The following is a 25,503-nucleotide window of genomic DNA, read 5'->3' on the forward strand; positions in this document are numbered from 1 at the left end:
ATGCCCTCCCGTGCCCCCTCCCGCATCCGTCTCAGGAAAACCCTCCTCGCCTCGCTGATAGGCACGGCGCTCGCGCCGCACGGCGCACTGGCTGCACTGGACTTTGCCCAAGCGCCGCCGGGCACGGTGGAACCTTATGTCATGCCGAACGTGATTCTGACGCTGGACGACTCGACCAGCATGAACACCAAGGACATGATCAGCAACACCAAGACGCGTACCCAGGTCTTGAGCAGTGCCCTAACGGAAGTGTTCAGCGACACCACTCTGTTGAAGGACAGAAAAATCCGCATGGCTTGGCAATCCATGGGGAATTGCACCAAGGTCAGCGGCCTTTCTTTCGGGGAACTGGGCACTGACGCGGCAAACAACAACACCTATAGCAACATGATGCGTGTCTTGGAGGGAAGCCACCGCACCAACTTCCTCAGCTATGCCGCCAACTACAAAGCATGCCTCAACAGTACGCCCACGCATGACATGGTGCAGCGTGCCGACCAATACATGCGAGCTCCCCTGCACGCGAATGGTCCCTGGGCCGATACACCCGGCGAAACTCTGGCAGATGCAAAAAACGATAACAAGCCCCTGGGATGCCGGCGCAACTACCACATCCTGCTGACCGACGGCGGTTGGAACGGCTCGGAGCGAAAAACCGACCCTCGCAACTACGACGGCAATACCAAAGCGCTGGTCAACGGCAAGAGCTATGACGTCACATCTGCGCAAACCCGCCTCTATCGCGATAGTGAAAACTACACCACCATTGCCGACTGGGCTTTCAAAAGTTGGGCCGACCCACTACAGCCAGCAGCCAATCTCAAGAGCAAAGTCGCGACTCTGCCCGAGTACGACAATGCGCCCACCACCGAAACCATCAAGAACAGGGTAACTGGCACAACGGCCACGCTGGAAAAATTCTGGAACCCGAAGTACGACCCAGCCGACTGGGCGCACATGGTCACTTTTACCATCGGGTTCAGCAGCGCGGCTCTGCCCAAGCAAAACTACGATTCGGGTGGCAGCGACAAAGGTGCGATCACCGCGCCATCGTCCACACTCCCCTATGGGGACGACGGCAATCTGGCCGACTATGCCAATGGCAACTATGTATGGCGAGCCCAGGGCAAGGATAAAGGCCATGACATGTGGCACGCGGCGCTCAATAGCCGGGGGCAGTTCTATGCCGTGGAAAAAGGAGAAGACCTGAAGGAGGCTTTCAGGCAGATCGTACGCACCATCAATTCCGAGACAGAACCCGACAGAGGCTCTACGGCCACCAGCGGCAGCAACGCATCGCAGAACAACGTGGGAGTGTTCACGGCCAGCTATGTCCCCAAAGAGGGCTGGCGCGGCGCCGTTTCGGCCGAAACCTTCAAGAGCGAAGACGGCGCCACCGTACAGGCATGGGATGGCAATACCACCGCCGACAAGCTGGACGACTCCGCCTTCAACGTGTCCAACCGCCTAGTGCTGACCTGGAACGACAACATCCCTTCCGGGAGCACCGCAGAAGTAGGCGGCCGACCCTTCAAGTGGACCGACAACAACACCAACTTCAGTGCTGCCCAGAAAACCCTGCTGCTCGCTACCGGCACGGATGGCGGCCCCTCGGGTTCTCCTGGCGCCGACGGCAGCCACCGTGTGGATTACCTGCGCGGCGTGCGTGACCTGGAATGCCCCACCGCCGGCTGCACAACTGCCAAACCTTTCCGCAAGCGCTGGAGCCGCCAGGGCAGCATCGTCAACTCCGAGGTGTGGTATGTCGGTGCCCCCGTGAGCAACTACGCCATCGACGGATACACCAGCTTCACCCGCACATGGGCCAAGCGCGAGCCCATGCTCTACGTGGGCGGCAACGACGGAATGCTGCACGGCTTTACCGCCAAGGACGGCACGGAGCGCATCGCCTACGTGCCCCGTGGCGTGATACACGATCTGCCCAAGCTCACCAACCCAGCCTTCAACGACAACCACCAGTATTTCGTCGATGGCTCGCCCATGACAGGCGACGTGGTGGATGGAAGCTGGAAAACCTTGCTTGTGGGCACGCTGGGTGCGGGCGGCCGGGGCTACTTCGTGCTGGACGTGACCAATCCCGGCAAGACCGATACCACCGGCAACGGTGATTTCGAAGAAACCAACGCGAGCAGTCTGGTCATGATGGACAAGACGCTCCCAGCCAGCACCACCGCCGTCAGCAATGACGACGTAGACGACCTGGGTCACATCTTCGCCAAGCCGGTGATGGACGATGCCAATCCCCAGCGCACCACGCAGATCACGCGCCTGAACGACGGCCGCTGGGCCGTGGTGATGGGCAACGGCTACAACAGCGCCAACGGGCGGCCTGTGCTGCTAATCCAGTATCTCGATGGCAGCAAGGAACTGCGGCGCATCCCCGCCGTGGCGGCGGGATCGGGCAACGGCACGGACAACGGCCTGTCGGCCCCGCGCCTGGTGGATATCAGCGGCGACGGCATCCCTGACGTGGTGTATGCAGGCGACCTCAAGGGCAACCTGTGGAAGTTCCTCATCAACACCGCCAACCCCGCCGACTGGAGCGTAGCCACCTGGGAAGGCAAGGCCGCCGGTACACCCCTGTTTGTCGCCAACCGCGGCACGGGGCATTCGGCCAACACGAACAGTTCCACACGGCAGTCCATCACTGCAGCGCCTTCGGTGCGGGCCAACGACCGCACCAAAATCATCACAGAGGGCGGCAAGGACAAAACAGTATCTGTAGGCGGCATGATGGTGGCTTTTGGCACGGGCCGCAACGTGACCAAGCTGGACCAAGCGGAATTGCAGCAGCAGACGCTGTACTCCGTGCTGGACAACACGCGCTACGAGCGGGAGATGACCGGCACTGCGCCCAACGAGAAACCGACTGGTCGGGTGAAGGTATGCACCACCACCAGTGGCGTCTGCGGCGAGTTGGTGAAGAGCAATGACGACCTGCCTCAGGCCGTAGCGCAAAGCGAACTGGTGCAAAGCACGATTCCCGAAACAGCCGCGCAGACACGCGATGGCCGGCAGTTCTGGAAGGTGGATGCGTCCACTATGAACTGGGCCGAAAAGAAGGGCTGGTTCCTGGATCTGCCCCTGACCCGCGAGCGCCTGCTCAAGCCTATGCAGTTCTATGACGGCAGCAATCTGTTGATGGTGCCCACGCAAATCCCGGCCAAGGGTTCGCGCCTGGATCCGAACGTGGAAAGCTGCGAAGGCGGTGCTGTTGACAGAGAAAGCCAGTATGTGACGTTCATCAACATCATGGACGGCCAGGCGCCGCGTGTGCCGATCATCGACGGGCCTAATGGCCTGGCGCGCTACACCATGCCGCCAGGTGCCCTGACAATGATCGTGAAAGGCAATCGCATCCATATGCGAGGCAGGCAACCGAAACCGGGCGGAACGGGGTCGGACCTCGTCGAGGAAAAGATGCGACGCATGCCGGAAATGTCTTTGCGCCCGAATTGGCGCCAACTGAAGTAATTCCGTTATTGATAGCTGCCTGCGCTTCCCGCCGCTGGTTTTCACGGAAAGTTGCTTTAGAACCAGTGCCTGCAAAGCGTAGCCAGCTATGCTCTTAGATGGACTAATGATGAAACACCAGCACCACGGCTTTACTCTGATCGAACTGATGATCGTTGTAGCGATCGTCGGCATTCTTTCGGCTATCGCCTATCCCAGTTACGCCGAATATATTCGCCGAGGCCACCGGGCCGACGCGCGCACAGGGCTACTGCAGGCGCAGCAATGGCTCGAACGGGCCGCAACGGCCCAGGGGGTGTATCCCACCACGCTGCCTGACGCGCTGACCTGGTCAGGGGACACCAGCAAGCGCTATGACATTGGATTCAAAGGGACTGCCACGACGACGGCCTTTACTTTGATCGCTACCCGCAAAGGTGCCCAGACCGGCGACAGGTGTGGCGACTACACCCTTACCAACACCGGCACACAGGGCAACGACAACCTCGCTTCAGGCATGTCCACCACCGACTGCTGGCGCAAGTAACTCCCGCGCTACCATCCTGGGCGCCATGACAACCGCATCGCCCTTCATCCACCAGGCGCTTGGGCTCGCCGCCCAGGCGCTTTTTCTTTCCAACCCCAATCCCCGCGTAGGCTGCGTCATCACCGACGGCAGCGGCGCCGTGCTGGGCCAGGGCTTCACCCAGCAGGCCGGTGGCCCCCATGCCGAGGTGATGGCGCTGCGCGACGCCCTGGCGCAGGGCAACGACGTGCGCGGCGGGACGGCCTATGTGACGCTGGAGCCCTGCGCGCACCAGGGCCGCACGGGACCGTGCTGCGATGCGCTGGCGCAGGCGGGCATCGCGCGCGTGGTGGCCTCCCTTGCCGACCCGAATCCCCTGGTGGCCGGTCAGGGGTTTGCACGGCTGCGTGCGGCCGGGGTGGATGTCGAAGTAGGTCCGGGCGCTGCCGAGGCGCGCGAGCTGAACATCGGCTTCTTCAGCCGCATGGTGCGCGGCACGCCGTGGGTGCGCATGAAGTCGGCAGCCTCGCTCGATGGTGTGACGGCGCTGGCCAATGGCGCCAGCCAGTGGATCACCTCGCCCGAGGCCCGGGCGGACGGCCATGCCTGGCGGGCGCGGGCATGCGCCGTGCTGACCGGCATCGGAACGGTGCTGGAGGACGACCCGCGCCTGGACGTGCGCGAGGTGGCCACGCCGCGCCAGCCCCATCTCGCCATCGTGGACAGCCGCCTGCAAACGCCCGCCGATGCGCGCCTGTTCGACGTGCCCCAGCGGCAGGTCTTCATCTACACCGCCGCAGCGGAAAGCGCGGCCCAGGCGGACGCCCTGCGCGCCAGGGGCGCGGTGCTGGTGCCCCTGCCCAATGCCCATGGCAAGGTGAACCTGCCCGCCATGCTGCGCGACTTGGCGCAACGCGGCGTGAACGAGTTGCACGTGGAAGCGGGCAACAAGCTCAATGGCTCGTTCATCCGCGAAGGGCTGGTGGACGAGGTGCTGCTGTATGCCGCCCCGCTGCTGCTGGGCAGCGGCGGCCAGGGCATTGCCGGGTGGGGGCCGCTGGAGTCCCTGGCCGAAGGGGTGCGCATGGCATTCCACTCCGCCGAGCGCATCGGCCCCGATCTGCGGCTGGTGGCACGCATCCTGGGCCGCGCCGACTTCTAGGGCGGCGGCGGCCCGCCTGCGCATGTCCGGTTGTCCGACAGCGAACGCCACGCGCGTGGCGTTATATCTTCGGTACATGGTTTTCAACCTCATACACGCCCTGCCCTCCGCCGCCCTCCAGCCACGCGGCTCGATGCTGCTGCGCTGGTGCGCCATGGTGTGCTTGGTGCTCGCTTGCGGCGGCTGCGCAGGCCTGCCGAAGGACGTGGACAGGCCACCATCCACCGCGTTCGATGCGTCTTCCGCACCCACGGCCCTCTCCGCGCTGGTGGCCGAACGCCGGCAGGCGGCCGGCGGCAAGTCTCCGTCGGGTTTCCTGCTGCTCAGCGGCCCGCAGGAGGCCTATGGCAGCCGGCTGGCGCTGGTGCAAGCGGCGCAGAAGACGCTGGATTTGCAGTACTACGCCATCCACGCAGACGCCAGCTCCGCCCGCCTGCTGCGCGGCGTGGTGGAGGCCGCGCGCCGGGGGGTGCGCGTGCGCATCCTGCTGGACGATTTCCACAGCACTGGCCGCAATGCGCTGGTGATGCGCATGGCATTCGAGCCGGGCATCGAGATGCGCATGTTCAATCCCGTGGCGGGCACGCGCGCCTCGGCGCTGGGGCGGCTGTGGGGCTCCGTCACCGATTTCTCGCGCGTGCAGCAGCGCATGCACAACAAGCTGTTCCTGGCCGACAGCGTGATGGGCGTCACCGGCGGGCGCAACCTGGGCGATGCCTATTTCGGCCAGGGGCAGGCGGAGAACTTCGTCGACCTCGACGTGCTGGCCGTGGGCCCCATCGTCGGCGAGATGGCGCGCAGCTTCGACAGCTACTGGAACAACCCACGCGCCTATCCCGTGCAATCGCTCATCACCGAGGAAGAGCTGGCACGCATCCGCTCGCAGGCGCTGCCTTCCGAAAGCGACGGCGCGCCGGCGAAAGGCGCGCCGTCGCCATCGGCCCACGCCGATCTGGCCTGGAACGAAGAGCCCATGGACCTGCGCAGTGCCGAGTTCGCCTGGGCACCCGCCGTGATGCTGGTGGACAAGCCCGCCAAGATCGCGCTGGACGGCGAGGACGCGCCCGTTCCCACCGAAGGCGCAGCCCCTGCGGACACCGTGGTGGACGGCCTGCTCAACCTCATGGACCGCACGCGCAAGGACCTGCTCATCATCTCGCCCTACTTCGTGCCGGGCGAAGACATGAAGAAGGCCTTTGCCGACGCGCGCGCGCGCGGGGTGCGGGTGCGGGTGCTGACCAATTCGCTGGCCTCCAACGACGCACCCATCGCCCACGTGGGCTATGCACGCCACCGCGAGGATCTGCTGGCCATGGGCGTCGAGCTCTACGAGCTGCGCAGCGAACAGGCGGGGCTGCGCTCGGCCTTCGGCAGCTCGGGGGGCGGCGGTTCCGTGGGCGCATCGCGCTCCATGCTGCATTCCAAGGTGATGGTGATGGACGGCCGGCTGGTGGCAGTGGGCTCCATGAACCTGGACCTGCGCTCGCAGCTGCAGAACACCGAGATCGCCCTGCTCATCCGCAGCCGCGCGCTGGCTGCCGAGGCTGCCCAGCAGATCGAGGCCGCCATGCGCGAAGCCTCCTGGCACCTGCAGCGCACGGACAGCGGCGCGCTGGTATGGCGCGCACCCGAGGGCAGCGGCCTGGCCGACGCCTACACGGACCCGGACGCCAGCCTGGGCCTGCGCCTGCTGCTCAGGCTGCTGGGGCCGCTGGCCCCCGATCACCTCTTGTAAGAGCGTGTTCAAGGTCTTTTCATGACGCCCGTTGTCCCGCCAAGAGGGCAGGTGCAAGGCGCAAAGCACAGCCGGGCTGGTGGCCCGGCGAGCATTTGCGCGGCCGGCCAGGCAACGCGGCAGATGCCCTCTTGGCGGGACAACCCTTCGGGCAAGACAGCAAACAGCCGCACTCGTCGTTGCGCACCTTGTCCAGGCCGCCAGCATGGTCTGCGGTGCGCGCCTAGATTGCGGCTGTTTGCTGCCTTGCGGGCGCCATGAAATGACCTTGAACACGCTCTAAGCTTTCCACCCATTCGGTGATGGTGCGCTGGTCGGTCAGCACGCGCACCTGCTGAAAGGCCGCCTCGGCTTGGGGGTAGCGCCGGCGCAGCAGGTTCAGCCACTGCTTGAGCCGGCCGGCGCGCTGGCGCGGATCCAGGTCTTCGCACACCAAGTGCCAGAAACGGGCGATGTGCGGCGGCAGCGCCTCCCAGGGCAGCGGCGGCGCATCGGGCCGGCCCGCATCCACGGCGCGGATGGCCAGCGCCAGCCCGGGGTCGGCCACGATGCCGCGGCCCAGCATGAGCGCGCCGCAGCCCGATACGGCGCGGCAGCGCAGCGCGTCGGCCACGGTCCAGATCTCGCCGTTGGCGACCACGGGGATGCGCACCGCCGCGCGGATGGCGGGGATCTGCTCCCAATAGGCAGGCGGGCGGTAGCCGTCGGCCTTGGTGCGTGCGTGCACCACCAGCTCGCAGGCGCCGCCGTCCTGCATGGCCTGCGCGCAGTCGAGCGCCAGGCGGGCGTCGTCGTAGCCCAGCCGCATCTTGGCCGACACGGGCAGGCGGGCCGGCACCGCGCGGCGCACGGCGGCCACCACGGCGGCGATGCGTTCGGGCTCGCGCAGCAGCGCGGCGCCGCCGCCGTGGCGGTTCACCGTCTTGGCGGGACAGCCGAAGTTCAGGTCGATGCCCTCGGGGCCCAGCTCTGCCAGGCGGGCGGCGTTCTCGGCCATGCTCACCGGGTCGGAGCCCAGCAGCTGCGCCCGCACCGGCACGCCCGACAGCGTGCGGCCGCCGTTGTGCAGCTCGGGGATGTAGCGCAGGAACACCTTGTCCGGCAGCAGGCTGCCGGTGATGCGGATGAACTCCGACACGCACCGGTCCACCCCGCCCACGCGGGTGAGCACGTCGCGCAGCACGAAGTCGAGCAGCCCCTCCATGGGGGCGAGCAGCAGCGGCGGTGCGGATGCGCTCATTCTTGAATGAAATCAGCCTCTAGCGCTTATGCAGCAAGCGCAACCAGCTATCAAAAGAGGAGTTACGAATCTGTGGCGTGCACACCCAGGCGCCAAAGCGAGGTGACCTCGGCCGTGCGCGCGCCGGCCAGCACGTCGCCGCCGGCCGTGGCCTTGCCATGGCGCGGGCGGATGTCGTGGCGGCCGAGCACCTCCAACCCGGCGGCAGCGATCCAGCCGAGCAGGTCGCCCCGGCTGCGCAGGCGCAGGTGCTCGGCCAGGTCGGACAGGATGAGCCAGCCCTCGCCCTGCGGAGCCAGATGCGCTGCCAGGCCCGCGAGGAAGCCGCGCAGCATGCGGCCGCCCTCGTCGTACACCGCGCGCTCGATGGGTGCAGCGGCCTTGGCCGGCAGCCAGGGCGGGTTGCAGACGATGAGCGGGGCACGCCCCTCTGGGAACAGGTCGGCTTGCAGCAGCTCCACGCGGCCGGCCAGGCCCAGGCGGGCCAAGTTGTCCTGCGCGCAGGCCAGGGCGCGCGGGTCCAGCTCGGTCGCCACCACGCGGTCCACGCCGCGCCGCGCCAGCACGGCGGCCAGCACGCCGGTGCCGGTGCCGATCTCGAAGGCCAGCGCCTCCGCGCCCGGCGGCAGCGGCGCCTGGGCGACCAGGTCCACGTATTCGCCGCGCACGGGCGAGAACACGCCGTAGTGCGGATGGATGCGCGCGTCCAGCGCAGGCACGTGCACACCCTTCTTGCGCCATTCGTGCGCGCCCACAGCCCCTAGCAGCTCGCGCAGCGAGACGACGCAGGGCGCGCCGGGCGCGGCGCCCCAGGCCTCGGCACAGGCCACGCGCCAGTCGGGCGCGCGGCGCAGGGCGATGCCCCAGTCGGGCTCCAGCCCGATCAGCAGCAGGCCCAGCAGGCGCGCGCGCTGCGCCTGCGCCTGACGGTGCAGGTGGAAGGCGTGCGGGAACTCCGGGGCTGCGGCGTGCTTGCCGCCCTTGCCGCCCTTGCGGTCCTTGCGCGGACGGTCGATGCGGCGCTTGAGCGCATCCAGCAGGTGGCGCGCGTTCTGGAAGTCGCCGCGCCACAGCAGGCCCGTGCCTTCGCACACCAGGCGATAAGCGGCGTCGGCGGCCAGCGTGTCGTCGGCCAGCACCACGCGGCGCGGCGCGCCGGCGCCGCTTTCGGAGCGCCACGGCGCGCTGCGCTCATCGCCGTGCTCGCTCCAGTGGATCATGCGGCGAGGGCGACCTGCTGGTTGATCGGACGCTTGAGGCGCACCTCCTCGATCTTCATGCCACCGACGACGGCCGTCTTGGCGGTCGTCATCTCGCGCTTGAAGCCGGCCAGCTCATGGAAGCGCAGCGCGCGCTCGTTGCGCAGCGGCACCCAGGCGGTGACCGTGGTGCAGCCCTCTTCCTGCAGGCCGTCGCGGGCGGCGTCCCACAGGGCCAGGCCCACGCCCTGGTTCCAGTGCGTGGGGGCGGCGTAGATGGCCCAGATTTCGCCGGTGGTGGGGCGGGATTTTTCATCGCGCGAGCGGTCGAAGCCGACGAAGCCGACGATCTTGTCGCCATCCACGGCCACCTGGACCTGGGGTTCGCAATATTCGATGGCCTCGCGCCAATAGGCTTGGCGCTTCTCCACCGAGGACATGGATTTCAATTGCTCGTCTGGCACCAGACCGCGATAGGCCTCCATCGCAGCGGCGGTATGGACCTGGGCGATGGCTTTGGCATCGCGAAGGGTGGCGGGACGAACCTGGATACTGGACATGGGGAAACGGAAACGGGTGGGAAACGAAAAACCCGCTATTGTCGCGCAAACGGATTTTCGCTTCCTACCCCCTGCTGTTTCCACGTTCCCCACCGTGCCATTGCACGCAAACGGCGCCAGTTGTGGCAGGCGCTACATCAGCCTGCGCAGCATCGCCATGACTTGGTCGAAGCGCGCTCCGTAGGGCGGGTACAGCAGGTGCCCCAGGGACCAGCGCGACTGCGCCAGCACCGACTTCTGGTGGCAAAAGCGCAGGAAGCCCTGTTCGCCGTGGTAGGCCCCCCAGCCGCTGTCGCCCACGCCGCCGAAGGGCAGCGCGCCGTGCGCGATGTGCATCAGCGTGTCGTTCACCGACACGCCGCCGCTCACCGTGCGGCGCAGCACGTCGTCGCGCACCTGCTCGCTGCGGCCGAACCAGTACAGCGCCAGCGGGCGCGGGCGGGCGTTGATGTGGGCGATGGCGTCGTCCAGCCGCTCGTAGCCCAGCACGGGCAGCACCGGGCCGAAGATTTCCTCCTGCATGAGCTGCATCTGCGGCGTGGCGCCAAACACCAGCACCGGCGCCATCTGCCGGCCCACGCCATCGCCGATGCCCTGGGGCGGTGGTGGCGGCGAGCCCGGCACGGGCTGCATCACCTGCACCTCGGCCCCCTGGGTCTGCGCCTGCTGCAGCATGGTGCGCAGCCGCGCGAAGTGGCGTGTGGTGATGATCGACGCGTAGTCCGGATTGCCCTCGAAGTACGGAAACAGCCGCGCCACGGCCGCACGGAAGGCGTCGGCGAACGCTGCCTCGCTGCCGCGCGGCAGCAGCACGTAATCGGGCGCGATGCACGTTTGCCCCGCGTTGAGCAGCTTGCCGTGGGCGATTTTGAGCGCGGCATCCTGCATGTCGCAGTCCGCATCGATGATGCAGGGCGACTTGCCGCCCAGCTCCAGCGTGGTCGGCGTGAGGTTGGCCGCCGCCGCCTGCGCCACCTTGCGGCCCACGGCCGTGGAGCCGGTGAACACGAGGTGGTCGAACGGCAGCGAGGCGACCAGCGCCGCCGTGGCCGCGTCGCCCTGCACCACGCAGAACTCGTCGGGCGCGAAGAACTGCGCCACCAGCGCCGCGAGCTGCGCCGAGGTGTGCGGCGTGAGCTCGCTGGGCTTGAGCACCACGCGGTTGCCCGCCGCCAGCGCGCCGATGGCCGGCGCCAGCGCGAGCTGCACCGGGTAGTTCCACGGCGAGATGATGCCCACCACGCCTAGCGGCTGCCGCTCGATCCAGCCGCGCGCGGGCTGCAGGAACAGCGGCGTGCGCACCTTGCGCGGCCGGCACCAGCGCGCCAGGTGCCGCAGCGTGTGCGCGAGTTCCGTGCGCAGCAGGAACAGATCCGCCACCTCGGTCAGGCGCTGCGAGCGCATGCCGAAGTCCGCCTGCACTGCTGCCGCCAGCACGGGGCCATGCTCGTCGAGCATCTTGGACAGGCGCAGCAGCCGCTCGCGGCGCACCATCAGCGGCACGTCGGGGTGCGCGCGGCTGGCATGGTGCTGGATCTCGAACAGGTGGCGGATGTCGTCAGGGCTCATGGCTTCCATGATAGGGCGCGCAGGGACGCCGTTGGCGCAAAGGCACGTGACATTGTTTTGCCGCACGGTCCTTCGTAAGATGCCCTACCCCTTCCCCAGACCTGAAAGGCCCATCGAGATGAACGGTCATTGCCTCTGCGGCGCAGTCAGCTTCACGTCGCCCGACACGAAAGAGATCGGCGCCTGCCATTGCGGCTTCTGCCGCCGCTGGGGCGGCGGGCCGATGCTGGCCGTGCATTGCGGGCCGGACGTGGCGTTCACGGGCGAGGACCAGATCGCCGTCTACGCGTCCTCGGACTGGGCGCAGCGCGCCTTCTGCAAGCGGTGCGGCACGCACCTGTACTACAAGCTGCTGGCGACGGGCGAGTATTTCGTCCCTGCCGGAGCGTTCGACACGCAGGACTTCACGCTGGCCAGCCAGATATACATCGACAACAAGCCCGCGTACTACACCTTCGCGGAACAGACGCCGATGCTCACGGAACAGCAGGTGATCGCGCAGTATGCGCCGCCCAGCGATTGAGGCTTTTTTTGGCCTCCGGCGCTTATCCAGCAAGCGCAAGCAGCTCATCTTTCTGCAGCACCCGGAGAAGAACAGCCGTTCGTGAGCCGGACAATCGCGCACGCGACACAGCGCTTCGCGTCCACCTGCACCATGTAGGGCATGCCCACGCAACGCCCTAAAAGAATCCTGCTGCTGAGCCCCCATGCCGACGATGCCGAACTGGGCGCTGGCGGCTACCTCGCCAGCAGCGCGGCACACGGCTCCGAGGTGATGGTCGTTCTGGCCACTGCGGGACCGTCAGCGGAATCGCGCCCCCATGCCGAAGCCATTGCCGACTTGCGCATGGACGAATGCGCCCGCGCCATGGAAATACTGGGCGTGCAGCACCTGCGCCTCCTAAGCCGAGGCTGCGATGGAGAACTAGCGCAGAAACTGCCCACAAGCCGTCTGGTCACCCTACTCGATGGCCTGATCGACAGCTTCGCTCCTGACGAAGTCCTGCTGCCCCTGCCCTCGTCTCACCAGGACCACATGCATTGCTGGAACGCAGGCATCGCCGCGACCCGCCCCCGCTTACAAGGCCACCGGCCTGATCTGGTGGCGGGGTATGAATATCCATTGAGCCACTGGGGTGCAGGTGCTTCTTTCCACGCCTTCCAGGGCGGGATGTACGTGGACATCACACCGCACTGGCCCCGCAAGGTCGCGGCCCTGCGCGCGCACGCCTCTCAGATGGGGCATAAGAGCCACCATCACCCCATCGGTGTCGAAGGCGCAAGCGCCCTCGCCCGTCTGCGTGGCATCGAAGCAGGGTGCCAATTCGCTGAGCTACTGCATGTGGTGCGCATGGTTCGGCGCTGACGGAAGCAATCATTCATGCGCAGCATCCGCAGCCACGCCCTATCGCCCTCTCATCCACCGGAACCGGCTCCCTGGCTGCGCCTATGGCTGCTCCGTTTGCTGGTGCCGCTGGGGGGGCTCAAGACATACCTCAAGGACGTCTATGCTTCCGACGACACGTTGGCCACGCTTCTGGGCATGGAAATTCCTGCCGCTCCTGGCGAACACGACACGAAAACAACATGGACCGCGTTGCGCCGGCAGCACATGGCTGCCGAGCGCCGGTCGCACGACGCCGCCGTGCCGCAATGCCTTGCGGTTAATGTGGAGCGCCTGGGTAAGCTCGTCGGCCTGAGGGCCAGCGAATGCCGCATTCTCGAATTCACGGTGTTACTGCACACGGAACATCTGCTGGAGGAAGTGGCGGACTTCCTGGGGCATAACTTGTCATTGGCCAAGGTTTGCCGTGCATTGACCGTGTTGCTCGACATCCCCGAACCAGAGGTAAGACAGGCACTCGACCTCAACGGCATTCTTACGCGTTCCGGCCTGATGAGCCTCGACCGGCGCGGCACGAGCTCGCTGCGCGGCAAGCTCGACCTGCTGTCCAACAGCTTTGCGGACAACATGCTCTCCTCCGAAGCCGACCCCGTGCATCTCCTGCGCGGCACGGTAGCCCCCAGCCCCCCCGCACAACTGGGGCTGGATGATTTCCAGCACATCGCCGACTCGCTGTCGATCCTCAAGCCCTACCTACGCAAGACCGTGCTCCAGGGACGCACAGGCGTCAATATCTTCGTGCATGGCAAGCCTGGCACGGGTAAAACCGAGTTGGCTAAGGCCCTGGCGCAATGGCTGGGATGCGAGCTGTTCGAGATCGCCAGCGAGGATGACAGAGGTGATCCGGCGGACGGCGACCGGCGGTTGCGTGCCTTTCGCGCGGCACAGAGCTTCTTTGCCCGGCGGCGGGCCCTGCTCCTGTTCGACGAGGTGGAAGACGTGTTCAGGGGCGGCGATAGCTACTGGGAACGCCAGAGCATCGCTCAAGCCCGCAAAGGCTGGATGAACCGCATGCTCGATGCCAATCCGGTACCGACGCTGTGGCTCTCCAACTCCATCGAGACGCTCGATCCGGCCTTCATCCGGCGTTTCGACATGATCGTCGAGTTGCCTATTCCCCCCAAGCCGCAGCGCGAACGCATTCTGCACGCCCGTTGCGGCGACTTGCTGCCTCCCCGCCACTTGTCACGCATCGCCACGGTGGAATGTCTGGCTCCCGCCGTGGTCACACGGGCCAGTGCAGTCGTGCGCTCCATCCGAGAAGAACTGGGCGAAGCACGCCTCGCCCCCGCTCTCGAGCATCTCCTCCATAACACCTTATGCGCGCAAGGCCACCGGGGCATCAAGACGACCGGCTTCATTCAACTACCGGAAACCTACGATCCCGCCTTCATCCACACCGACATCGACCTGGCCAAGATCGCCGAGGGCCTGGCCACCACCCGCTCAGGGCGGATTTGCCTGTATGGCCCGCCAGGCACAGGGAAAACCGCCTATGCACGCTGGCTGGCCGAACATCTGGGCGCGCCACTGCACGCCAGGCGCGCATCCGACATCATCTCCATGTGGGTCGGGGAAACCGAGAAAAATCTGGCGCGCGCCTTTCGGGGGGCCGAGCATGAAGGCGCAGTACTGCTCGTCGACGAAGTGGACAGCTTCCTCCAAGACCGCCGCAATGCGCAGCACAGTTGGGAAGTCACCGCCGTCAACGAAATGCTCACCCAGATGGAAACATTCCCCGGCGTATTCATCGCCTCGACCAATCTGATGCATGGACTGGACCAAGCCGCCTTGCGCCGTTTCGACATCAAGGCGCGGTTTGGCTTTCTGCGTCCCACACAAGCCTGGGCACTGCTCTGCCGCTACGCGACCTATCTGGAAATAGGACCTCCTGCACCGGAACTGGCGCTCCGCCTGGAGCGTCTTACCCACCTCACGCCAGGCGACTTCGCCGCCGTGCTGGGCCAGCATCGGCTGCACCGCATCACCTCGGCCGCCATGCTGGTGGAAGCGTTGGCAAGCGAATGCGCACTCAAGAATGGCGGCAGGACAAGCATCGGCTTTTTATGATCCGTCGTAACGATCTGCCATGAATACCTATTCGCTGGAGCGCTTTGTCCATGCGCAGCAATTCCACTACGCGCAGGCATTGGCGGAATTGCACGCAGGAAGAAAACAAACGCATTGGATGTGGTATGTGCTGCCGCAACTGCTCAGCCTGGGGCGCAGCCAGAAAGCGCATTACTACGGTATCGCCAATCGCGCCGAAGCCGCTGCCTATCTGGCGCATCCCCTGCTCGGCCCCAGGCTCATCGAATGCGTACGAGCCATTCTGGAACACAGGGACCGCAGCATCATCGACATATTGGGCTGGACCGACGGCATGAAACTCCAGTCATGCCTGACCCTGTTCCGCGCCGTGGCTCCATCCGAACCCATATTTGGAAGCGCTCTACACGCTTTCTATGAGGGCCATGAGGATGAGCAGACCCTGCGCCTGCTGGCTACCACTGCTGCCTGACGTGCTCTTGCAGCCGTTCCAGACTTCCTTGATACGACGCATCGGCGTTCCACAGCAAATCTCTTGCCAAGGTGGCCGCCAGCAGCAACACCCGTTCATGGCCCAGGCTTCCGCGCACCAAATCCAGCAATTGAAAGGCTTGCTCGCTACGCCCATGGCTTTCGTCTAGGAGTTGTACCTCTGGTGGAAAGACTTGGCATGCCCAACGGGCGAAGGAGCCATCCGCATGCATGGTCAGTTCGGCCTTCAGTCCCGGCTTTTGCACGATGGATTCGCGCTGCATCTCGAAAGATGCACCGCAGGTGCCGCAATAACGGTGCTGGCTGGCTTGCGGCTGGAGGAACTCCTCCGTCACCGGGCCATCGTAGCCTGGGCGCTTCAGAAAATCCGGTATTTCGAGAATGCCGCCGCGCTGCCAGCGCACTGCTTCAGGGGTTTCAAGCAACGCCACGATGAGATCAGCTGCGGCGTAACGGTCACAGGGCGTGGCCTGCCGCTGCAGGGCGGCGGCACTCAGCAGTCCGACTAATTTTCCGTGAATGATGGAAAGCGACTTCAATTCCGTCACTGGCTGAACTTCCTGGCGACGAACGCAATTGCCGGCGTATAAACGTCACCTCCATTTTCCTTACCAGAAAGGTTTTTGAACAGCCGGAATTTCTCTGGCATTTCACAGACAGCAACAAAAAAATCATCCTCCCCCCCCGGCGCCATCAGATTTTTCTCAATTTCATTGGCAAAGGTTTGGCAAAAACCCGATTCGGGTTGGCCTCGATTTTTCCTGACACTGCGAGCCGCCAGCGTCATGACCGCCAGCCCTACGGCGCCGGGATAATCATCGGGATTCTTTTCAAGAAATCTTACAGCGCTCATCGCCTGCGCCTGTACATTCGCCCATCGCTTTATGGCCAAACCAGTCAGCCCCCCTGTGCCATTGACCACTCTATTAAAGTTGGCTACTGCAGATTTCAACTCGAACCCGATCGTTCGATCTTGGTAGAAGGCCAGATAATCGACGCGCCCGGCAGATTGCCCCTCGTCATTTCCTCCGTCCTCTGGATCCATTTCCCTGCTGATGGGTCTATCTACTCTGGCTTCTGGATAGGAACGCTGGGCGACCCGCGACACTGCCGTAGCAAATATTCCTGAAACGATTCTCTCCCTGCCCCGCAGGGGCGGATTGAATACCATTTCTTTTCTGCCATCACACTTCTTATTCCCCCTATATTCCTCGCTTCTTTGGACACTCTCGGCCATGAGATGCCTGTAGTTCTCTGAAACCACCTCAATCAATACTGATTTCAGAAACTCGGCAATAGTCTTATCATTCTTATTAACCTGATGGCCGAAGTCTTTCCAGATAATCAACATACCCGTTCCTTCATTAAATCAATTGGCTGAATCCGACACCGCATCCACCATTTCCGGCGGCTCTTCCACGACCACCATGCGGCCAAACCCGCGCAGCCACTGCTCCAGTTGCAGCGTTCGCACCACCTGGGCGCGAATGCGCAGCCAATCCCCTCCCTCGCAGGGTTCATGCTTCTGCGACAAGGACAGCGGCGTTTCCAGCAGGTGCTGCCCCGCAATCCGGCGTATGCGGAAAACGAGGTCGATACGGTTCCCCCGGACAAAGCCGAATTGGCCTTCGGTGTCAAAACGCTCCAGGTCGAAATCAGCGGGGCGCGTGAACGGCAGGCCGGTATCGGTGGCGGAATGAAAACGGTGCAAGGTCAGGGTGCGCGCATCGGCATGGCCCTCGAAGCGTGCGACGAGAAACATGCGCACACCTTGCTGCACCAGCCCCAATGGCATCACGCGCTTGCGGCTACGCTTGCCTGCGACGTTGGAGTAGTCGATGTCCAGCCAGTGGTCGGCGTACAGGGCATCACCGACTGCCTGGAAGACGGCCTCGTCGATATCCGGAGGCAGCAGGGGCTGCGATGTAGAGATGGTGCGCGTCTTGCCCAGCCATGAACGCGCCTGCCGCGTCTCCTCGGGCCACCGCCGCAAACGGTCCTCGGCGGCATCGAACAGGCCGACGAGGGAGCGGCGCATGCGCACAGGCAGCAGGTATTTCATCTGCTGCCCGGCCATGGCGAGCAGTAGCGACTCCGATGGGTTCAGCGAGTGCGCCGCCAGGCCGGCTTGCGGCTTCCAGCAGAAGCCGTGGGGCTTGCTGCTGTCATCGCACTCGATGTCGTAGTGCTGGCACAGGAACTTGAGCAGGCTCTGGATGCGGCGCAGCGAGCGCTCCAGGCCCATGGCGGCCAACTGGGCGTGCAGTTCCCGCGCGGTGGTTTTTCCGTGGCGCGGTATGCGCTTGAGGATTTCCAGAGCAATGTGCAGGCTTTCCTGGGCAGCGGGGCGGGCGGGCATGACAGTGGGGAGGGTGGGCATGTATCTGCAACTCAATGTATCAAAGGTTGCATGAATGCCATCACGGCAAAGGCGGTCGTGGCTACCTTTGCAGTGTCCTCACCATTGCGAAATCCTGTGTCGCACCCAGGTGGGCACAGCGAGAAAAAGCCGTCAGCGGACTTCGCGCGGCACCACGTCGGTCACGTCGGCACCGCCTTGCGCCGCACGCGCCGAGGGGCTGGGGGCCGTCCAGCGCGCGGTGCTGCGGTAGACGGTGCTCCAGCCATCGCGCGGGCTCATGCGCATGGCCCAGGGCATGACCGGCCGGCCCGTGAGGCGCGCCCACAGTGCGCGCACCCCCCAGACGAGCGCCAGCACGGCAGCCGCGGCCAGCAGGCTCAGGAAAAAGAGCACGCCCATGGCGAGTACCACGAGGCGCAATGTCCACCGGATCGCGCCGGCCACTATGTCGTTCAAACCATGCCCCTTTCTGGCAGATGAAGCCCCGGGCGCGAGAAACGCCTGGAGCTTCTATGGTAGACCTCACCCTGCGGGGCGGGCCTCTCCGAAGTGGAATACCCCTGGGTCCTTCACCGGATCGACGTCCACGGGGATCGCGCTCTTGGGCGGGTAGCGCCCTTCGAGCAGCAGCTTGGACAGCGGGTTCTCGATGCGTTGCTGGATGGCCCGCTTGAGCGGGCGCGCTCCGAACACAGGGTCGAAGCCGACCTTGGCCAGCTCGCCCAGCGCAGCGGGCGACACCTGCAGAGCAAGGTCCATTTTCGCCAGCCGCGATTCCAGCAGCCGCAACTGAATGCGTGCAATCGCTTCGATGTGCTTCGCGTCGAGGCCGTGGAACACCACCGTCTCGTCGATGCGGTTGAGGAACTCGGGGCGGAAGTGCGTCTTCAGCTCGCCCCACACCGCTTCCTTGATGTCCTCGGAGTCCTGCCCCACCATGGCCTGGATCAGGTGCGAGCCGATGTTGCTGGTCATCACAATGACCGTGTTCTTGAAGTCCACGGTGCGGCCCTGGCCGTCGGTCAGGCGGCCGTCGTCCAGCACCTGCAGCAGCACGTTGAACACGTCGGGGTGGGCCTTCTCCACCTCGTCGAGCAGCAGCACGCTGTAGGGCTTGCGGCGCACGGCCTCGGTGAGGTAGCCGCCCTCCTCGTAGCCCACGTAGCCGGGCGGCGCGCCGATCAGGCGGGCCACGGAGTGCTTCTCCATGAACTCGCTCATGTCGATGCGAACCAGATGGTCTTCGCTGTCGAACAGGAAGCCCGCCAGCGCCTTGCACAGCTCGGTCTTGCCCACGCCCGTGGGGCCGAGGAACAGGAACGAGCCCGTGGGCCGGTTGGGGTCGGACAGGCCCGAGCGCGAGCGGCGGATGGCGTTGGCGACGGCGGAGATCGCCTCGTCCTGCCCCACCACGCGCTCGTGCAGCTTGTCTTCCATGTGCAGCAGCTTGTCCTTCTCGCCCTGCATCATCTTGGCCACGGGGATGCCCGTGGCGCGGCTCACCACCTCGGCGATTTCCTCGGCGCCCACTTGCGTGCGCAGCAGCTTGTGCTTGGCGCCAGTGCCGCCGGCCTCGCTGTCCTGCGCTTCCTTAAGCTGCTTTTCCAGCTCGGGCAGCTTGCCGTACTGCAGCTCGGCCACCTTGTTGAAGTCGCCCTTGCGCTTCAGGTCGTCGATCTGCGTGTGGATCGTGTCGATCTCCTTGCGGATCTGCTCGCTGCCCTGGGCGCTGGCCTTCTCGGCCTTCCAGACGTCTTCGAGGTCGGCGTATTCGCGCTCGATGTTGCCCAGCTCTTCCTCGATGAGCTGCAGGCGCTTCTGGGAGGCCTCGTCGGTCTCCTTCTTCATCGCCTCGCGCTCGATCTTGAGCTGGATCATGCGGCGCTCGAGCTTGTCCATCGCCTCCGGCTTGGAGTCGATCTCGATCTTGATCTTGGCCGCGGCCTCGTCGATCAGGTCGATGGCCTTGTCGGGCAGGAAGCGGTCGGTGATGTAGCGGTGGCTCAGCTCGGCCGCGGCGACGATGGCCGGGTCGGTGATGTCCACCCCGTGGTGCGCCTCGTAGCGCACCTGCAGGCCGCGCAGGATGGCGATGGTGTCTTCCACGCTGGGCTCGTCGACCAGCACCTTCTGGAAGCGCCGCTCCAGCGCTGCGTCCTTCTCGATGTACTTGCGGTATTCGTCGAGCGTGGTCGCGCCGATGCAGTGCAGCTCGCCGCGCGCCAGCGCGGGCTTCAGCATGTTGCCCGCGTCCATGGCGCCATCGGCCTTGCCGGCGCCGACCATGGTGTGAATCTCGTCGATGAACAGGATGATGCGCCCTTCCTCGTGCGCGACTTCCTTGAGCACGGACTTCAGCCGCTCCTCGAAGTCGCCGCGGTACTTGGCGCCGGCCAGCAGGCCCGCCATGTCCAGCGACAGCACGCGCTTGTTCTTGAGCGACTCGGGCACTTCGCCCTCGACGATGCGCTGGGCCAGGCCCTCGACGATGGCGGTCTTGCCCACGCCGGGCTCGCCGATCAGCACGGGGTTGTTCTTGCTGCGGCGCTGCAGCACCTGGATGGCGCGGCGGATCTCGTCGTCGCGGCCGATCACTGGGTCGAGCTTGCCCGCGCGGGCGCGCTCGGTCAGGTCGAGCGTGTACTTCTTCAGCGCCTCGCGCTGGCCCTCGGCCTCGGCGCTGTCCACCTTCTGGCCACCGCGCACGGCGTCGATGGCGGCCTCCAGGCTCTTGCGCGAAAGGCCGTTGTCCTTGGCGATCTGGGCGGCCTCGCCCTTGCTGTCGGTCAGCGCGAGCAGGAACAGCTCGCTGGCAATGAACTGGTCACCGCGCTTGATGGCCTCCTTCTCGGTCGCCTGAAGCACGCGGCCCAGTTCAGGGCTGGCCTGCACCTGATCCTGGCCCTGCACCTGGGGCAGGCGCTCCACGGCGGCCTCGGCCGCCTTCAGCAGGCCGGGCACATTGGCGCCGGCGCGCTGCAGCAGCGCGCGCGGGCCTTCGTCCTGGCGCAGCATGGCGACCAGCATATGGGCGGGCTCGATATAGGCGTTGTCGTGCCCCAGCGCGATGGACTGGGCATCGGACAGCGCTTCCTGGAACTTGGTCGTGAATTTGTCGAAACGCATGTGTAAACCTCCAATGGTTCGCTAATTGAGGTTCGGCGCGCCTTTTTCAACCCGCCATCGGCGCCGCCGCGATGCCCCAGCGCGCCAGGGCCGCGTCGTCGCTCACGCGCGCGTCCACCCAGCGCACGCCCTGGGGCGTGTCTTCCTTCTTCCAGAACGGTGCCTGGGTCTTGAGGTAGTCCATGAGGAACTCGCACGCCTGGAAGCTCTCGCCCCTGTGCGCCGCCGTGACGGCCACCAGCACGATCTGGTCGAGCGGCGCGAGCAGCCCCACGCGGTGGATGACGCGCACGCCAAACAGGTCGAACCGGCGCCGCGCCTCGGCCACCATCGCCTCGATGGACTTCTCGGTCATGCCGGGGTAGTGCTCCAGTTCCATCGACGCGACCGCATCGCCGTCGCTGCGATCGCGCACCGTGCCCACGAAGCAGCACACGGCGCCCACGCGACCGTCCTGCGCGCGCAGGGCGGCCAGTTCGGCGGAAACGTCGAAGTCGTCGGTCTGGATGGAAACGCTGGACATGCGGGAGGCGGCACGGGTTTGCTACAGTGCCCGCCACTTTAACGCCGCACCCCCCATGGCCACGCAATCCTTCACCTCCGACGGCTACACGCTCTACCCCTCGCCCCGCAACGTGCACCGCGTGGTCTTCGAATTCCAGGTGTTCGTGCCCCATCCCTACGCGCTGATCGACCTGCCCAGCTACGGGCTGGCGGGCCGCCACAGCCTGTTCTCGGCCTGCCGCACGGCCGACGGCAAGATGGGCCAGCTCGTCACCTTCGAGCAGGATGCCGACCGGCAGCGCTTCGAGGACCGCTTCGTGCCCGATTGACCTGGGGCAAAGACACTACAGCGCGCATGGTTTGCAATGGGGCCATTACATCCAGAAGGAACCGCCCCATGCAACTGCTCAAGCAACTCTTCACCACCGAGGTGGGCCTGTTCAGCGCCGTCGGCATCGGCATCATGCTGTGCATGGCCGGCTTCTTCCTCTGGCTGTTCACGCGCGACGACGCACCCAAGGACAAGCCGCACCCGTGACGCCGCATCGGCGGGACAATGCGCCGATGCACGACGACAACCAGATCACCGTCCCGCCCTCATTCATCGCCATCTACAGCGATGTGCGCCAGCGACTGCGCGAGAGCACGGCGGTGGTGCGCACGCGCTACGAACTCTGCGAAGACCTGGCCTGCCACCTGGTGGAGCACGCGCAGCAGCTCTACCACGTGCAGGCGCCATCTGAAGCCGAGATCCTGCGGCGCATCCACGCCGGCCTGGCCGCCGGTCCGGATTCCGGCGTGAACGCCGATGAAGCCGCCTGGATCACCTGCCGCCTGGCCGAGTTGCTGCAGTGGCCCTGCCCCGAGCTGCCACAGCCCGCCGCTATACTGCGCTGATGCCTTCGCGCCCCGCCCTCGCCCACCGCACCGCCTCCGTGGCGGCCGCGCCGTGCGTGGGCAAAGCGCCAAAACCCCAGCTCGTCTGACCGGAGCTGCGGTTCCGTCCGGATGAGCGACGGAACCGACAGGCACGATCTTTCCCCGTTTCCCTTTCAAGCCTCCAGGCCCCTGCGCGCATCCGTCCGGTGGTCTGCCCGGTCGCCATGCCTTGAAAGGACGAAACCGATGTCTTCCCTCCTCACCCCCGCCGGGTTCACCGGCCTGTGGATTCCCCTCGTCACCCCCTTCCACGCGGATGGATCGGTGGACCACGCCGCGCTGCGCGCGCTGGTGCAGCGGCTGCGCGCCAGCGGCATCGCCGGCGTGGTCGCGTGCGGCTCCACGGGCGAGGCCGCCGCGCTCGATGCCGCCGAGCAGGACGCGGTGCTGGACACCGTGCTCGGCGCGGCACAGGGCCTGCCCGTGGCCATGGGCCTGTCGGGCTACCACCTGGGCCACGTGCTGGAGCGCGTACGCGGCTGTAACGCCCGGCCCATGGCCGGCCTGCTGGTGCCCGCGCCCCACTACATCCGCCCCTCGCAGGCGGGCCTGCTGCACTGGTTCCGCGCGATCGCCGACGCGAGCGTGCATCCGCTGATCGTCTACGACATTCCCTACCGCACCGGCGTGACGCTGGAGCTGGAAACCCTGCGCGCGCTGGCGCAGCACCCGCGCATCCGCGCCATCAAGGACTGCGGCGGCAGCGCGGCCAAGACGCAGGCGCTCATCGCCGACGGGCAACTGCAGGTGCTGGCGGGGGAGGATGCGCAGATCCTGCCCACCCTGGCCCTGGGCGGCAGCGGCGCCATTGCCGCCAGCGCGCACTGGCAGCCCGGGCGCTTCGCCGAATTGATGCGCTGCGTGGCCGCCGGCGACCTGCCGCGCGCCCGGGCGCTGTGGCAAGCCCTGGCGCCGGTGGTGGAGGCCTGCTTCGCCGAGCCCAACCCCGCTCCCATCAAGGCCTTGCTCGCAAGCCAAGGCGCAATGCGGGCCGGCCTGCGCGCGCCGATGGAGGCGGCAAGCGCCGCGCATGCCCAGCGCATCGCGGCACTCGCGGCCGTGCAGGAGGTGGCGCTCAGCCGCCTGTGACGGGTGGGAAGAACGCCGCCTCGGCCCCCGGGGCCAGCGGCGCGTCGTCGCCCGCCATGACCTGGTCCAGCGCCATGCGCACCGCGCGCCCACGCGCCAGGCTGGCGGCCCAGGGGCCGCCGCGGGCGATGAGTTCGTCGCGCAGCGCACCCAGCGTGCCGGCCTGGGTCTGCAGCGTTTCCTGGCCGGTGCCCACCGCTTCGCGGATGGAGGCGAAATAGCGCACGGTGAGGGTCTTGCTTGTGCTCATGACAGCAGCTCCGCCATGGGGATGTAGCGCACGGTGTCTCCGCGCGCGATGGTGCAACCTGCGGGGTTGTCCACCACACCGTCGGCCCAGGCAGCCGAGGTGAGCACGCCCGAGCTCTGGTTGGGGAACAGCTCCAGCGTGCCGTCCGGCGCTCGGCGCACGCGCAGGAATTCGCGGCGCTTGTCGGCCCGGGGCCAGTCGAATCCAGCGGTGGCGGCCATGGACCTGGGAGCCGCATCGGCCACGCCCTGCAGCCGCAGCACGAAGGGCCGTACGAGCAGCGCGAAGGTCATGAAGCTGGAGACGGGGTTGCCGGGCAGGCCCATGAAGTGCGCACCGCCTACCCGGCCATAGGCGAAGGGCTTGCCGGGCTTCATGCCGATCTGCCACAGGCCCAACGTGCCCAGGCTTTCCACGGCGGGCCTGATGTGGTCTTCCTCGCCCACGGAGACGCCGCCGCTGGTGACGATGAGGTCGCACGCCTGCGCGGCCTCGCGCAGCGCGGCGATGGTGGCCTCGCGCCGGTCGGGCACGATGCCGAGGTCCGCCACCTCGCAGCCCAGGCGCTGCAGCAGGGTGCGCAGGAAGAAGCGGTTGCTGTTGTAGATGGCGCCGGGCTGCATGCGTTCGGGCTGCACTTCGCCGGGCATGACGAGTTCGTCTCCGGTCGAGAACAGGGCCACGCGCGGCCTGCGCGCCACCTGCAGGGTTCCCAGGCCGATGCTGGCGGCCAGGCCCAGGGCGGCGGGCGTGAGGCGCGTGCCGGCGGCGAGCACCTGCGCGCCCAGGGCGATGTCTTCGCCCGCACGGCGCACCCATTGGCCGGGCGCTGGCACCGCGTTCACGCGCACGCGGGTGCCGCCGTCCAGCGCCTCGCAGTCTTCCTGCATGACGATGGCGTCGGCCCCTGCGGGCACGGGCGCGCCGGTGAAGATGCGCGCGGCCGTGCCGGCGGCCAGCGGGGTGCCGGCAGCGCCGGCGGGAATGCGCTGGCTGACTGGAAGGGTGATCGGCAGCGCCACGCCCGGCGCCGCCACGTCGGCGCGGCGCACGGCGTAGCCGTCCATGGCGCTGTTGTCCAGTGGCGGCACCTGCAGCGGCGAGACGGCGGTCTGCGCGAGCACGCGGCCGTCGGCATCGAAGGTATCGACGGTGTCCGTGCCCACCAGCGGCGCGGCCTGCGCCAGCAGCTCGGCCAGCGCGTCGTCCAGGGGCTTGAGGGGGGGGCGCGTGCTCATCGCTCGGTTTCCAGGCTGGGGAAGGAATAGTCAAAGCGCTCGTCCTGCGCCAACAGCCAGCCCACGATGGCGGCCGGGTCGCGCACATCCAGCACCGGCAGCGGCGTGGGTGCGGGCAGCGGCGTGCCGTCGGTGGCGACGGCGACGATGCAGGGGTCGTGCGGATAGAGCGGGGGCCGCTCGCGGCTGTCGTGCCACTGGCCGCGCAGAAGCTCGATCTTGGGCAAATCCGCGTGCTTGAAGCCTTCCACCAGCACCCAGTCCACCGCCGGGTCCAGCGCGGCCAGCAGTTCGGGCACGCGGGGTTCGCGCGGCTGGTCGTATTCGCGCATCAGCGCCAGGCGCTGGTCGGAAGCGATGAGCACCTCGCTCGCGCCCGCCTTGCGGTGGCGCCAGCTGTCCTTGCCTTCGTGGTCGATGTCGAAGCCATGGTGCGCGTGCTTGACGACCGACACGCGCTGGCCGCGCGCGCGCAGGCCGGCGATGACCTGCTCCAGCAGCGTGGTCTTGCCGCTGCCCGAATAGCCGGCGAAGCCGACGACCTTCATGGCGCCATCCTTCCAAATTGATAGCTGCCAGCGCTT

At 66.4% G+C, this 25,503-nt stretch carries 25 protein-coding genes; 12 read left to right on the top strand and 13 right to left on the bottom strand.

Annotation, left to right across the window (positions count from 1 at the left end; genetic code table 11):
* The 4 genes from AVS7_RS19660 (at position 1) to AVS7_RS19675 (ending at position 6,897) form a co-directional block, all read left to right on the top strand.
* The gene (locus AVS7_RS19660; RefSeq protein WP_024001916.1) at positions 1 to 3,495 is read left to right on the top strand and encodes a pilus assembly protein; all 3,495 of its coding nucleotides are present in this window, start codon (positions 1 to 3) and stop codon (positions 3,493 to 3,495) included.
* 106 nt (positions 3,496 to 3,601) lie between these two features.
* On the top strand, positions 3,602 to 4,021 hold the full coding sequence (locus tag AVS7_RS19665) for a type IV pilin protein (protein WP_034691275.1): 420 nt from the start codon (positions 3,602 to 3,604) through the stop codon (positions 4,019 to 4,021).
* Between the two features lie 25 nt (positions 4,022 to 4,046).
* Positions 4,047 to 5,162, top strand: a complete 1,116-nt coding sequence (ribD, locus tag AVS7_RS19670) for a bifunctional diaminohydroxyphosphoribosylaminopyrimidine deaminase/5-amino-6-(5-phosphoribosylamino)uracil reductase RibD (protein WP_020229775.1) — start codon at positions 4,047 to 4,049, stop codon at positions 5,160 to 5,162.
* Between the two features lie 133 nt (positions 5,163 to 5,295).
* The gene (locus tag AVS7_RS19675) at positions 5,296 to 6,897 is read left to right on the top strand and encodes a phosphatidylserine/phosphatidylglycerophosphate/cardiolipin synthase family protein (RefSeq protein ID WP_020229776.1); all 1,602 of its coding nucleotides are present in this window, start codon (positions 5,296 to 5,298) and stop codon (positions 6,895 to 6,897) included.
* Positions 6,898 to 7,120: 223 nt separating this feature from the next.
* Here AVS7_RS19675 and AVS7_RS19680 read toward each other — a convergent pair whose 3' ends face one another.
* From AVS7_RS19680 to AVS7_RS19695, 4 genes are all read right to left on the bottom strand, one after another.
* The gene (locus AVS7_RS19680) at positions 7,121 to 8,137 is read right to left on the bottom strand and encodes a tRNA-dihydrouridine synthase (RefSeq protein ID WP_020229777.1); all 1,017 of its coding nucleotides are present in this window, start codon (positions 8,135 to 8,137) and stop codon (positions 7,121 to 7,123) included.
* Positions 8,138 to 8,199: 62 nt separating this feature from the next.
* Positions 8,200 to 9,357: a class I SAM-dependent methyltransferase gene (locus AVS7_RS19685; protein WP_020229778.1), complete on the bottom strand. Its 1,158-nt coding sequence runs from the start codon at positions 9,355 to 9,357 to the stop codon at positions 8,200 to 8,202.
* The gene (locus tag AVS7_RS19690) at positions 9,354 to 9,896 is read right to left on the bottom strand and encodes a GNAT family N-acetyltransferase (RefSeq protein ID WP_024001918.1); all 543 of its coding nucleotides are present in this window, start codon (positions 9,894 to 9,896) and stop codon (positions 9,354 to 9,356) included. The genes AVS7_RS19685 and AVS7_RS19690 overlap by 4 nt, the downstream gene beginning before the upstream one ends.
* Before the next feature lie 132 nt (positions 9,897 to 10,028).
* Entirely contained in the window at positions 10,029 to 11,465 is a 1,437-nt protein-coding gene (locus tag AVS7_RS19695; RefSeq protein ID WP_020229780.1) for a coniferyl aldehyde dehydrogenase, read from the bottom strand.
* A 118-nt stretch (positions 11,466 to 11,583) separates the two neighbouring features.
* Here AVS7_RS19695 and AVS7_RS19700 point away from each other — a divergent pair, with 118 nt between their 5' ends.
* The 4 genes from AVS7_RS19700 to AVS7_RS19715 all read left to right on the top strand — a co-directional run bounded on the left by AVS7_RS19700 (position 11,584) and on the right by AVS7_RS19715 (position 15,391).
* Positions 11,584 to 11,988, top strand: a complete 405-nt coding sequence (locus tag AVS7_RS19700) for a GFA family protein (RefSeq protein WP_024001920.1) — start codon at positions 11,584 to 11,586, stop codon at positions 11,986 to 11,988.
* Positions 11,989 to 12,129: 141 nt separating this feature from the next.
* Positions 12,130 to 12,831 carry a PIG-L deacetylase family protein gene (locus tag AVS7_RS19705; RefSeq protein WP_020229782.1) on the top strand — a complete coding sequence of 234 codons (702 nt, stop codon included), beginning with the start codon at positions 12,130 to 12,132 and terminating at the stop codon, positions 12,829 to 12,831.
* 15 nt (positions 12,832 to 12,846) lie between these two features.
* The gene (locus AVS7_RS19710) at positions 12,847 to 14,940 is read left to right on the top strand and encodes an ATP-binding protein (RefSeq protein ID WP_024001921.1); all 2,094 of its coding nucleotides are present in this window, start codon (positions 12,847 to 12,849) and stop codon (positions 14,938 to 14,940) included.
* A 19-nt stretch (positions 14,941 to 14,959) separates the two neighbouring features.
* Complete coding sequence (locus AVS7_RS19715) at positions 14,960 to 15,391, top strand: DUF1810 domain-containing protein (RefSeq protein ID WP_020229784.1); 432 nt, start codon at positions 14,960 to 14,962, stop codon at positions 15,389 to 15,391.
* Here the strand turns inward: AVS7_RS19715 and AVS7_RS24590 are convergent.
* The 6 genes from AVS7_RS24590 to AVS7_RS19740 form a co-directional block, all read right to left on the bottom strand.
* On the bottom strand, positions 15,375 to 15,959 hold the full coding sequence (locus AVS7_RS24590; protein WP_024001922.1) for a hypothetical protein: 585 nt from the start codon (positions 15,957 to 15,959) through the stop codon (positions 15,375 to 15,377). The genes AVS7_RS19715 and AVS7_RS24590 overlap by 17 nt on opposite strands.
* Positions 15,956 to 16,762 carry a hypothetical protein gene (locus tag AVS7_RS24595; protein ID WP_144425151.1) on the bottom strand — a complete coding sequence of 269 codons (807 nt, stop codon included), beginning with the start codon at positions 16,760 to 16,762 and terminating at the stop codon, positions 15,956 to 15,958. The genes AVS7_RS24590 and AVS7_RS24595 overlap by 4 nt, the downstream gene beginning before the upstream one ends.
* A gap of 18 nt (positions 16,763 to 16,780) precedes the next feature.
* Positions 16,781 to 17,770: a YafY family protein gene (locus tag AVS7_RS19725; RefSeq protein ID WP_020229786.1), complete on the bottom strand. Its 990-nt coding sequence runs from the start codon at positions 17,768 to 17,770 to the stop codon at positions 16,781 to 16,783.
* Between the two features lie 153 nt (positions 17,771 to 17,923).
* Positions 17,924 to 18,229 (bottom strand): hypothetical protein, encoded by a 306-nt coding sequence (locus AVS7_RS19730; protein WP_024001925.1) that lies wholly within the window; start codon positions 18,227 to 18,229, stop codon positions 17,924 to 17,926.
* Positions 18,230 to 18,295: 66 nt separating this feature from the next.
* The gene (gene clpB / locus AVS7_RS19735) at positions 18,296 to 20,899 is read right to left on the bottom strand and encodes an ATP-dependent chaperone ClpB (RefSeq protein WP_020229788.1); all 2,604 of its coding nucleotides are present in this window, start codon (positions 20,897 to 20,899) and stop codon (positions 18,296 to 18,298) included.
* A 46-nt stretch (positions 20,900 to 20,945) separates the two neighbouring features.
* Entirely contained in the window at positions 20,946 to 21,422 is a 477-nt protein-coding gene (locus AVS7_RS19740; RefSeq protein ID WP_020229789.1) for a molybdenum cofactor biosynthesis protein MoaE, read from the bottom strand.
* Between the two features lie 55 nt (positions 21,423 to 21,477).
* On the opposite strand from AVS7_RS19740, the gene AVS7_RS19745 reads away from it, so the two are divergent.
* From AVS7_RS19745 to dapA, 4 genes are all read left to right on the top strand, one after another.
* The gene (locus AVS7_RS19745) at positions 21,478 to 21,732 is read left to right on the top strand and encodes a hypothetical protein (protein ID WP_020229790.1); all 255 of its coding nucleotides are present in this window, start codon (positions 21,478 to 21,480) and stop codon (positions 21,730 to 21,732) included.
* Between the two features lie 68 nt (positions 21,733 to 21,800).
* Entirely contained in the window at positions 21,801 to 21,941 is a 141-nt protein-coding gene (locus AVS7_RS24040) for a DUF3149 domain-containing protein (protein ID WP_020229791.1), read from the top strand.
* Between the two features lie 26 nt (positions 21,942 to 21,967).
* Positions 21,968 to 22,300, top strand: a complete 333-nt coding sequence (locus AVS7_RS19750) for a hypothetical protein (protein ID WP_020229792.1) — start codon at positions 21,968 to 21,970, stop codon at positions 22,298 to 22,300.
* Positions 22,301 to 22,528: 228 nt separating this feature from the next.
* Positions 22,529 to 23,431, top strand: a complete 903-nt coding sequence (gene dapA, locus AVS7_RS19755) for a 4-hydroxy-tetrahydrodipicolinate synthase (protein ID WP_020229793.1) — start codon at positions 22,529 to 22,531, stop codon at positions 23,429 to 23,431.
* On the opposite strand, the gene AVS7_RS19760 is transcribed toward dapA, so the two are convergent.
* The 3 genes from AVS7_RS19760 to mobB are packed head-to-tail and all read right to left on the bottom strand — an operon-like array spanning position 23,418 to position 25,467.
* Entirely contained in the window at positions 23,418 to 23,681 is a 264-nt protein-coding gene (locus tag AVS7_RS19760; protein WP_020229794.1) for a MoaD/ThiS family protein, read from the bottom strand. The two genes, dapA and AVS7_RS19760, sit on opposite strands and share 14 nt — an antisense overlap.
* On the bottom strand, positions 23,678 to 24,919 hold the full coding sequence (gene glp / locus AVS7_RS19765; protein ID WP_020229795.1) for a gephyrin-like molybdotransferase Glp: 1,242 nt from the start codon (positions 24,917 to 24,919) through the stop codon (positions 23,678 to 23,680). Before glp ends, AVS7_RS19760 begins: the two co-directional genes overlap by 4 nt.
* A complete protein-coding gene (gene mobB, locus AVS7_RS19770; protein WP_020229796.1) occupies positions 24,916 to 25,467 on the bottom strand; it encodes a molybdopterin-guanine dinucleotide biosynthesis protein B in 552 nt (183 codons plus the stop codon). Before mobB ends, glp begins: the two co-directional genes overlap by 4 nt.
* Positions 25,468 to 25,503 lie beyond the last annotated feature (36 nt).

The organism is Acidovorax sp. MR-S7 (assembly GCF_000400995.2).
In the GTDB taxonomy this organism is placed as follows: domain Bacteria; phylum Pseudomonadota; class Gammaproteobacteria; order Burkholderiales; family Burkholderiaceae_C; genus MR-S7.

What these genes read in the sequence shown, in the direction of transcription:
- AVS7_RS19660 (WP_024001916.1), top strand. Translation starts at nt 1, where the DNA reads ATGCCCTCCCGTGCCCCCTCCCGCATCCGTCTCAGGAAAACCCTCCTC.
- AVS7_RS19665 (WP_034691275.1), top strand. Translation starts at nt 3,602, where the DNA reads ATGATGAAACACCAGCACCACGGCTTTACTCTGATCGAACTGATGATC.
- ribD (WP_020229775.1), top strand. Translation starts at nt 4,047, where the DNA reads ATGACAACCGCATCGCCCTTCATCCACCAGGCGCTTGGGCTCGCCGCC.
- AVS7_RS19675 (WP_020229776.1), top strand. Translation starts at nt 5,296, where the DNA reads ATGCTGCTGCGCTGGTGCGCCATGGTGTGCTTGGTGCTCGCTTGCGGC.
- AVS7_RS19680 (WP_020229777.1), bottom strand. Translation starts at nt 8,137, where the DNA reads ATGAGCGCATCCGCACCGCCGCTGCTGCTCGCCCCCATGGAGGGGCTG.
- AVS7_RS19685 (WP_020229778.1), bottom strand. Translation starts at nt 9,357, where the DNA reads ATGATCCACTGGAGCGAGCACGGCGATGAGCGCAGCGCGCCGTGGCGC.
- AVS7_RS19690 (WP_024001918.1), bottom strand. Translation starts at nt 9,896, where the DNA reads ATGTCCAGTATCCAGGTTCGTCCCGCCACCCTTCGCGATGCCAAAGCC.
- AVS7_RS19695 (WP_020229780.1), bottom strand. Translation starts at nt 11,465, where the DNA reads ATGAGCCCTGACGACATCCGCCACCTGTTCGAGATCCAGCACCATGCC.
- AVS7_RS19700 (WP_024001920.1), top strand. Translation starts at nt 11,584, where the DNA reads ATGAACGGTCATTGCCTCTGCGGCGCAGTCAGCTTCACGTCGCCCGAC.
- AVS7_RS19705 (WP_020229782.1), top strand. Translation starts at nt 12,130, where the DNA reads ATGCCCACGCAACGCCCTAAAAGAATCCTGCTGCTGAGCCCCCATGCC.
- AVS7_RS19710 (WP_024001921.1), top strand. Translation starts at nt 12,847, where the DNA reads ATGCGCAGCATCCGCAGCCACGCCCTATCGCCCTCTCATCCACCGGAA.
- AVS7_RS19715 (WP_020229784.1), top strand. Translation starts at nt 14,960, where the DNA reads ATGAATACCTATTCGCTGGAGCGCTTTGTCCATGCGCAGCAATTCCAC.
- AVS7_RS24595 (WP_144425151.1), bottom strand. Translation starts at nt 16,762, where the DNA reads ATGTTGATTATCTGGAAAGACTTCGGCCATCAGGTTAATAAGAATGAT.
- AVS7_RS19725 (WP_020229786.1), bottom strand. Translation starts at nt 17,770, where the DNA reads ATGCCCGCCCGCCCCGCTGCCCAGGAAAGCCTGCACATTGCTCTGGAA.
- clpB (WP_020229788.1), bottom strand. Translation starts at nt 20,899, where the DNA reads ATGCGTTTCGACAAATTCACGACCAAGTTCCAGGAAGCGCTGTCCGAT.
- AVS7_RS19740 (WP_020229789.1), bottom strand. Translation starts at nt 21,422, where the DNA reads ATGTCCAGCGTTTCCATCCAGACCGACGACTTCGACGTTTCCGCCGAA.
- AVS7_RS19745 (WP_020229790.1), top strand. Translation starts at nt 21,478, where the DNA reads ATGGCCACGCAATCCTTCACCTCCGACGGCTACACGCTCTACCCCTCG.
- AVS7_RS24040 (WP_020229791.1), top strand. Translation starts at nt 21,801, where the DNA reads ATGCAACTGCTCAAGCAACTCTTCACCACCGAGGTGGGCCTGTTCAGC.
- AVS7_RS19750 (WP_020229792.1), top strand. Translation starts at nt 21,968, where the DNA reads ATGCACGACGACAACCAGATCACCGTCCCGCCCTCATTCATCGCCATC.
- dapA (WP_020229793.1), top strand. Translation starts at nt 22,529, where the DNA reads ATGTCTTCCCTCCTCACCCCCGCCGGGTTCACCGGCCTGTGGATTCCC.
- AVS7_RS19760 (WP_020229794.1), bottom strand. Translation starts at nt 23,681, where the DNA reads ATGAGCACAAGCAAGACCCTCACCGTGCGCTATTTCGCCTCCATCCGC.
- glp (WP_020229795.1), bottom strand. Translation starts at nt 24,919, where the DNA reads ATGAGCACGCGCCCCCCCCTCAAGCCCCTGGACGACGCGCTGGCCGAG.
- mobB (WP_020229796.1), bottom strand. Translation starts at nt 25,467, where the DNA reads ATGAAGGTCGTCGGCTTCGCCGGCTATTCGGGCAGCGGCAAGACCACG.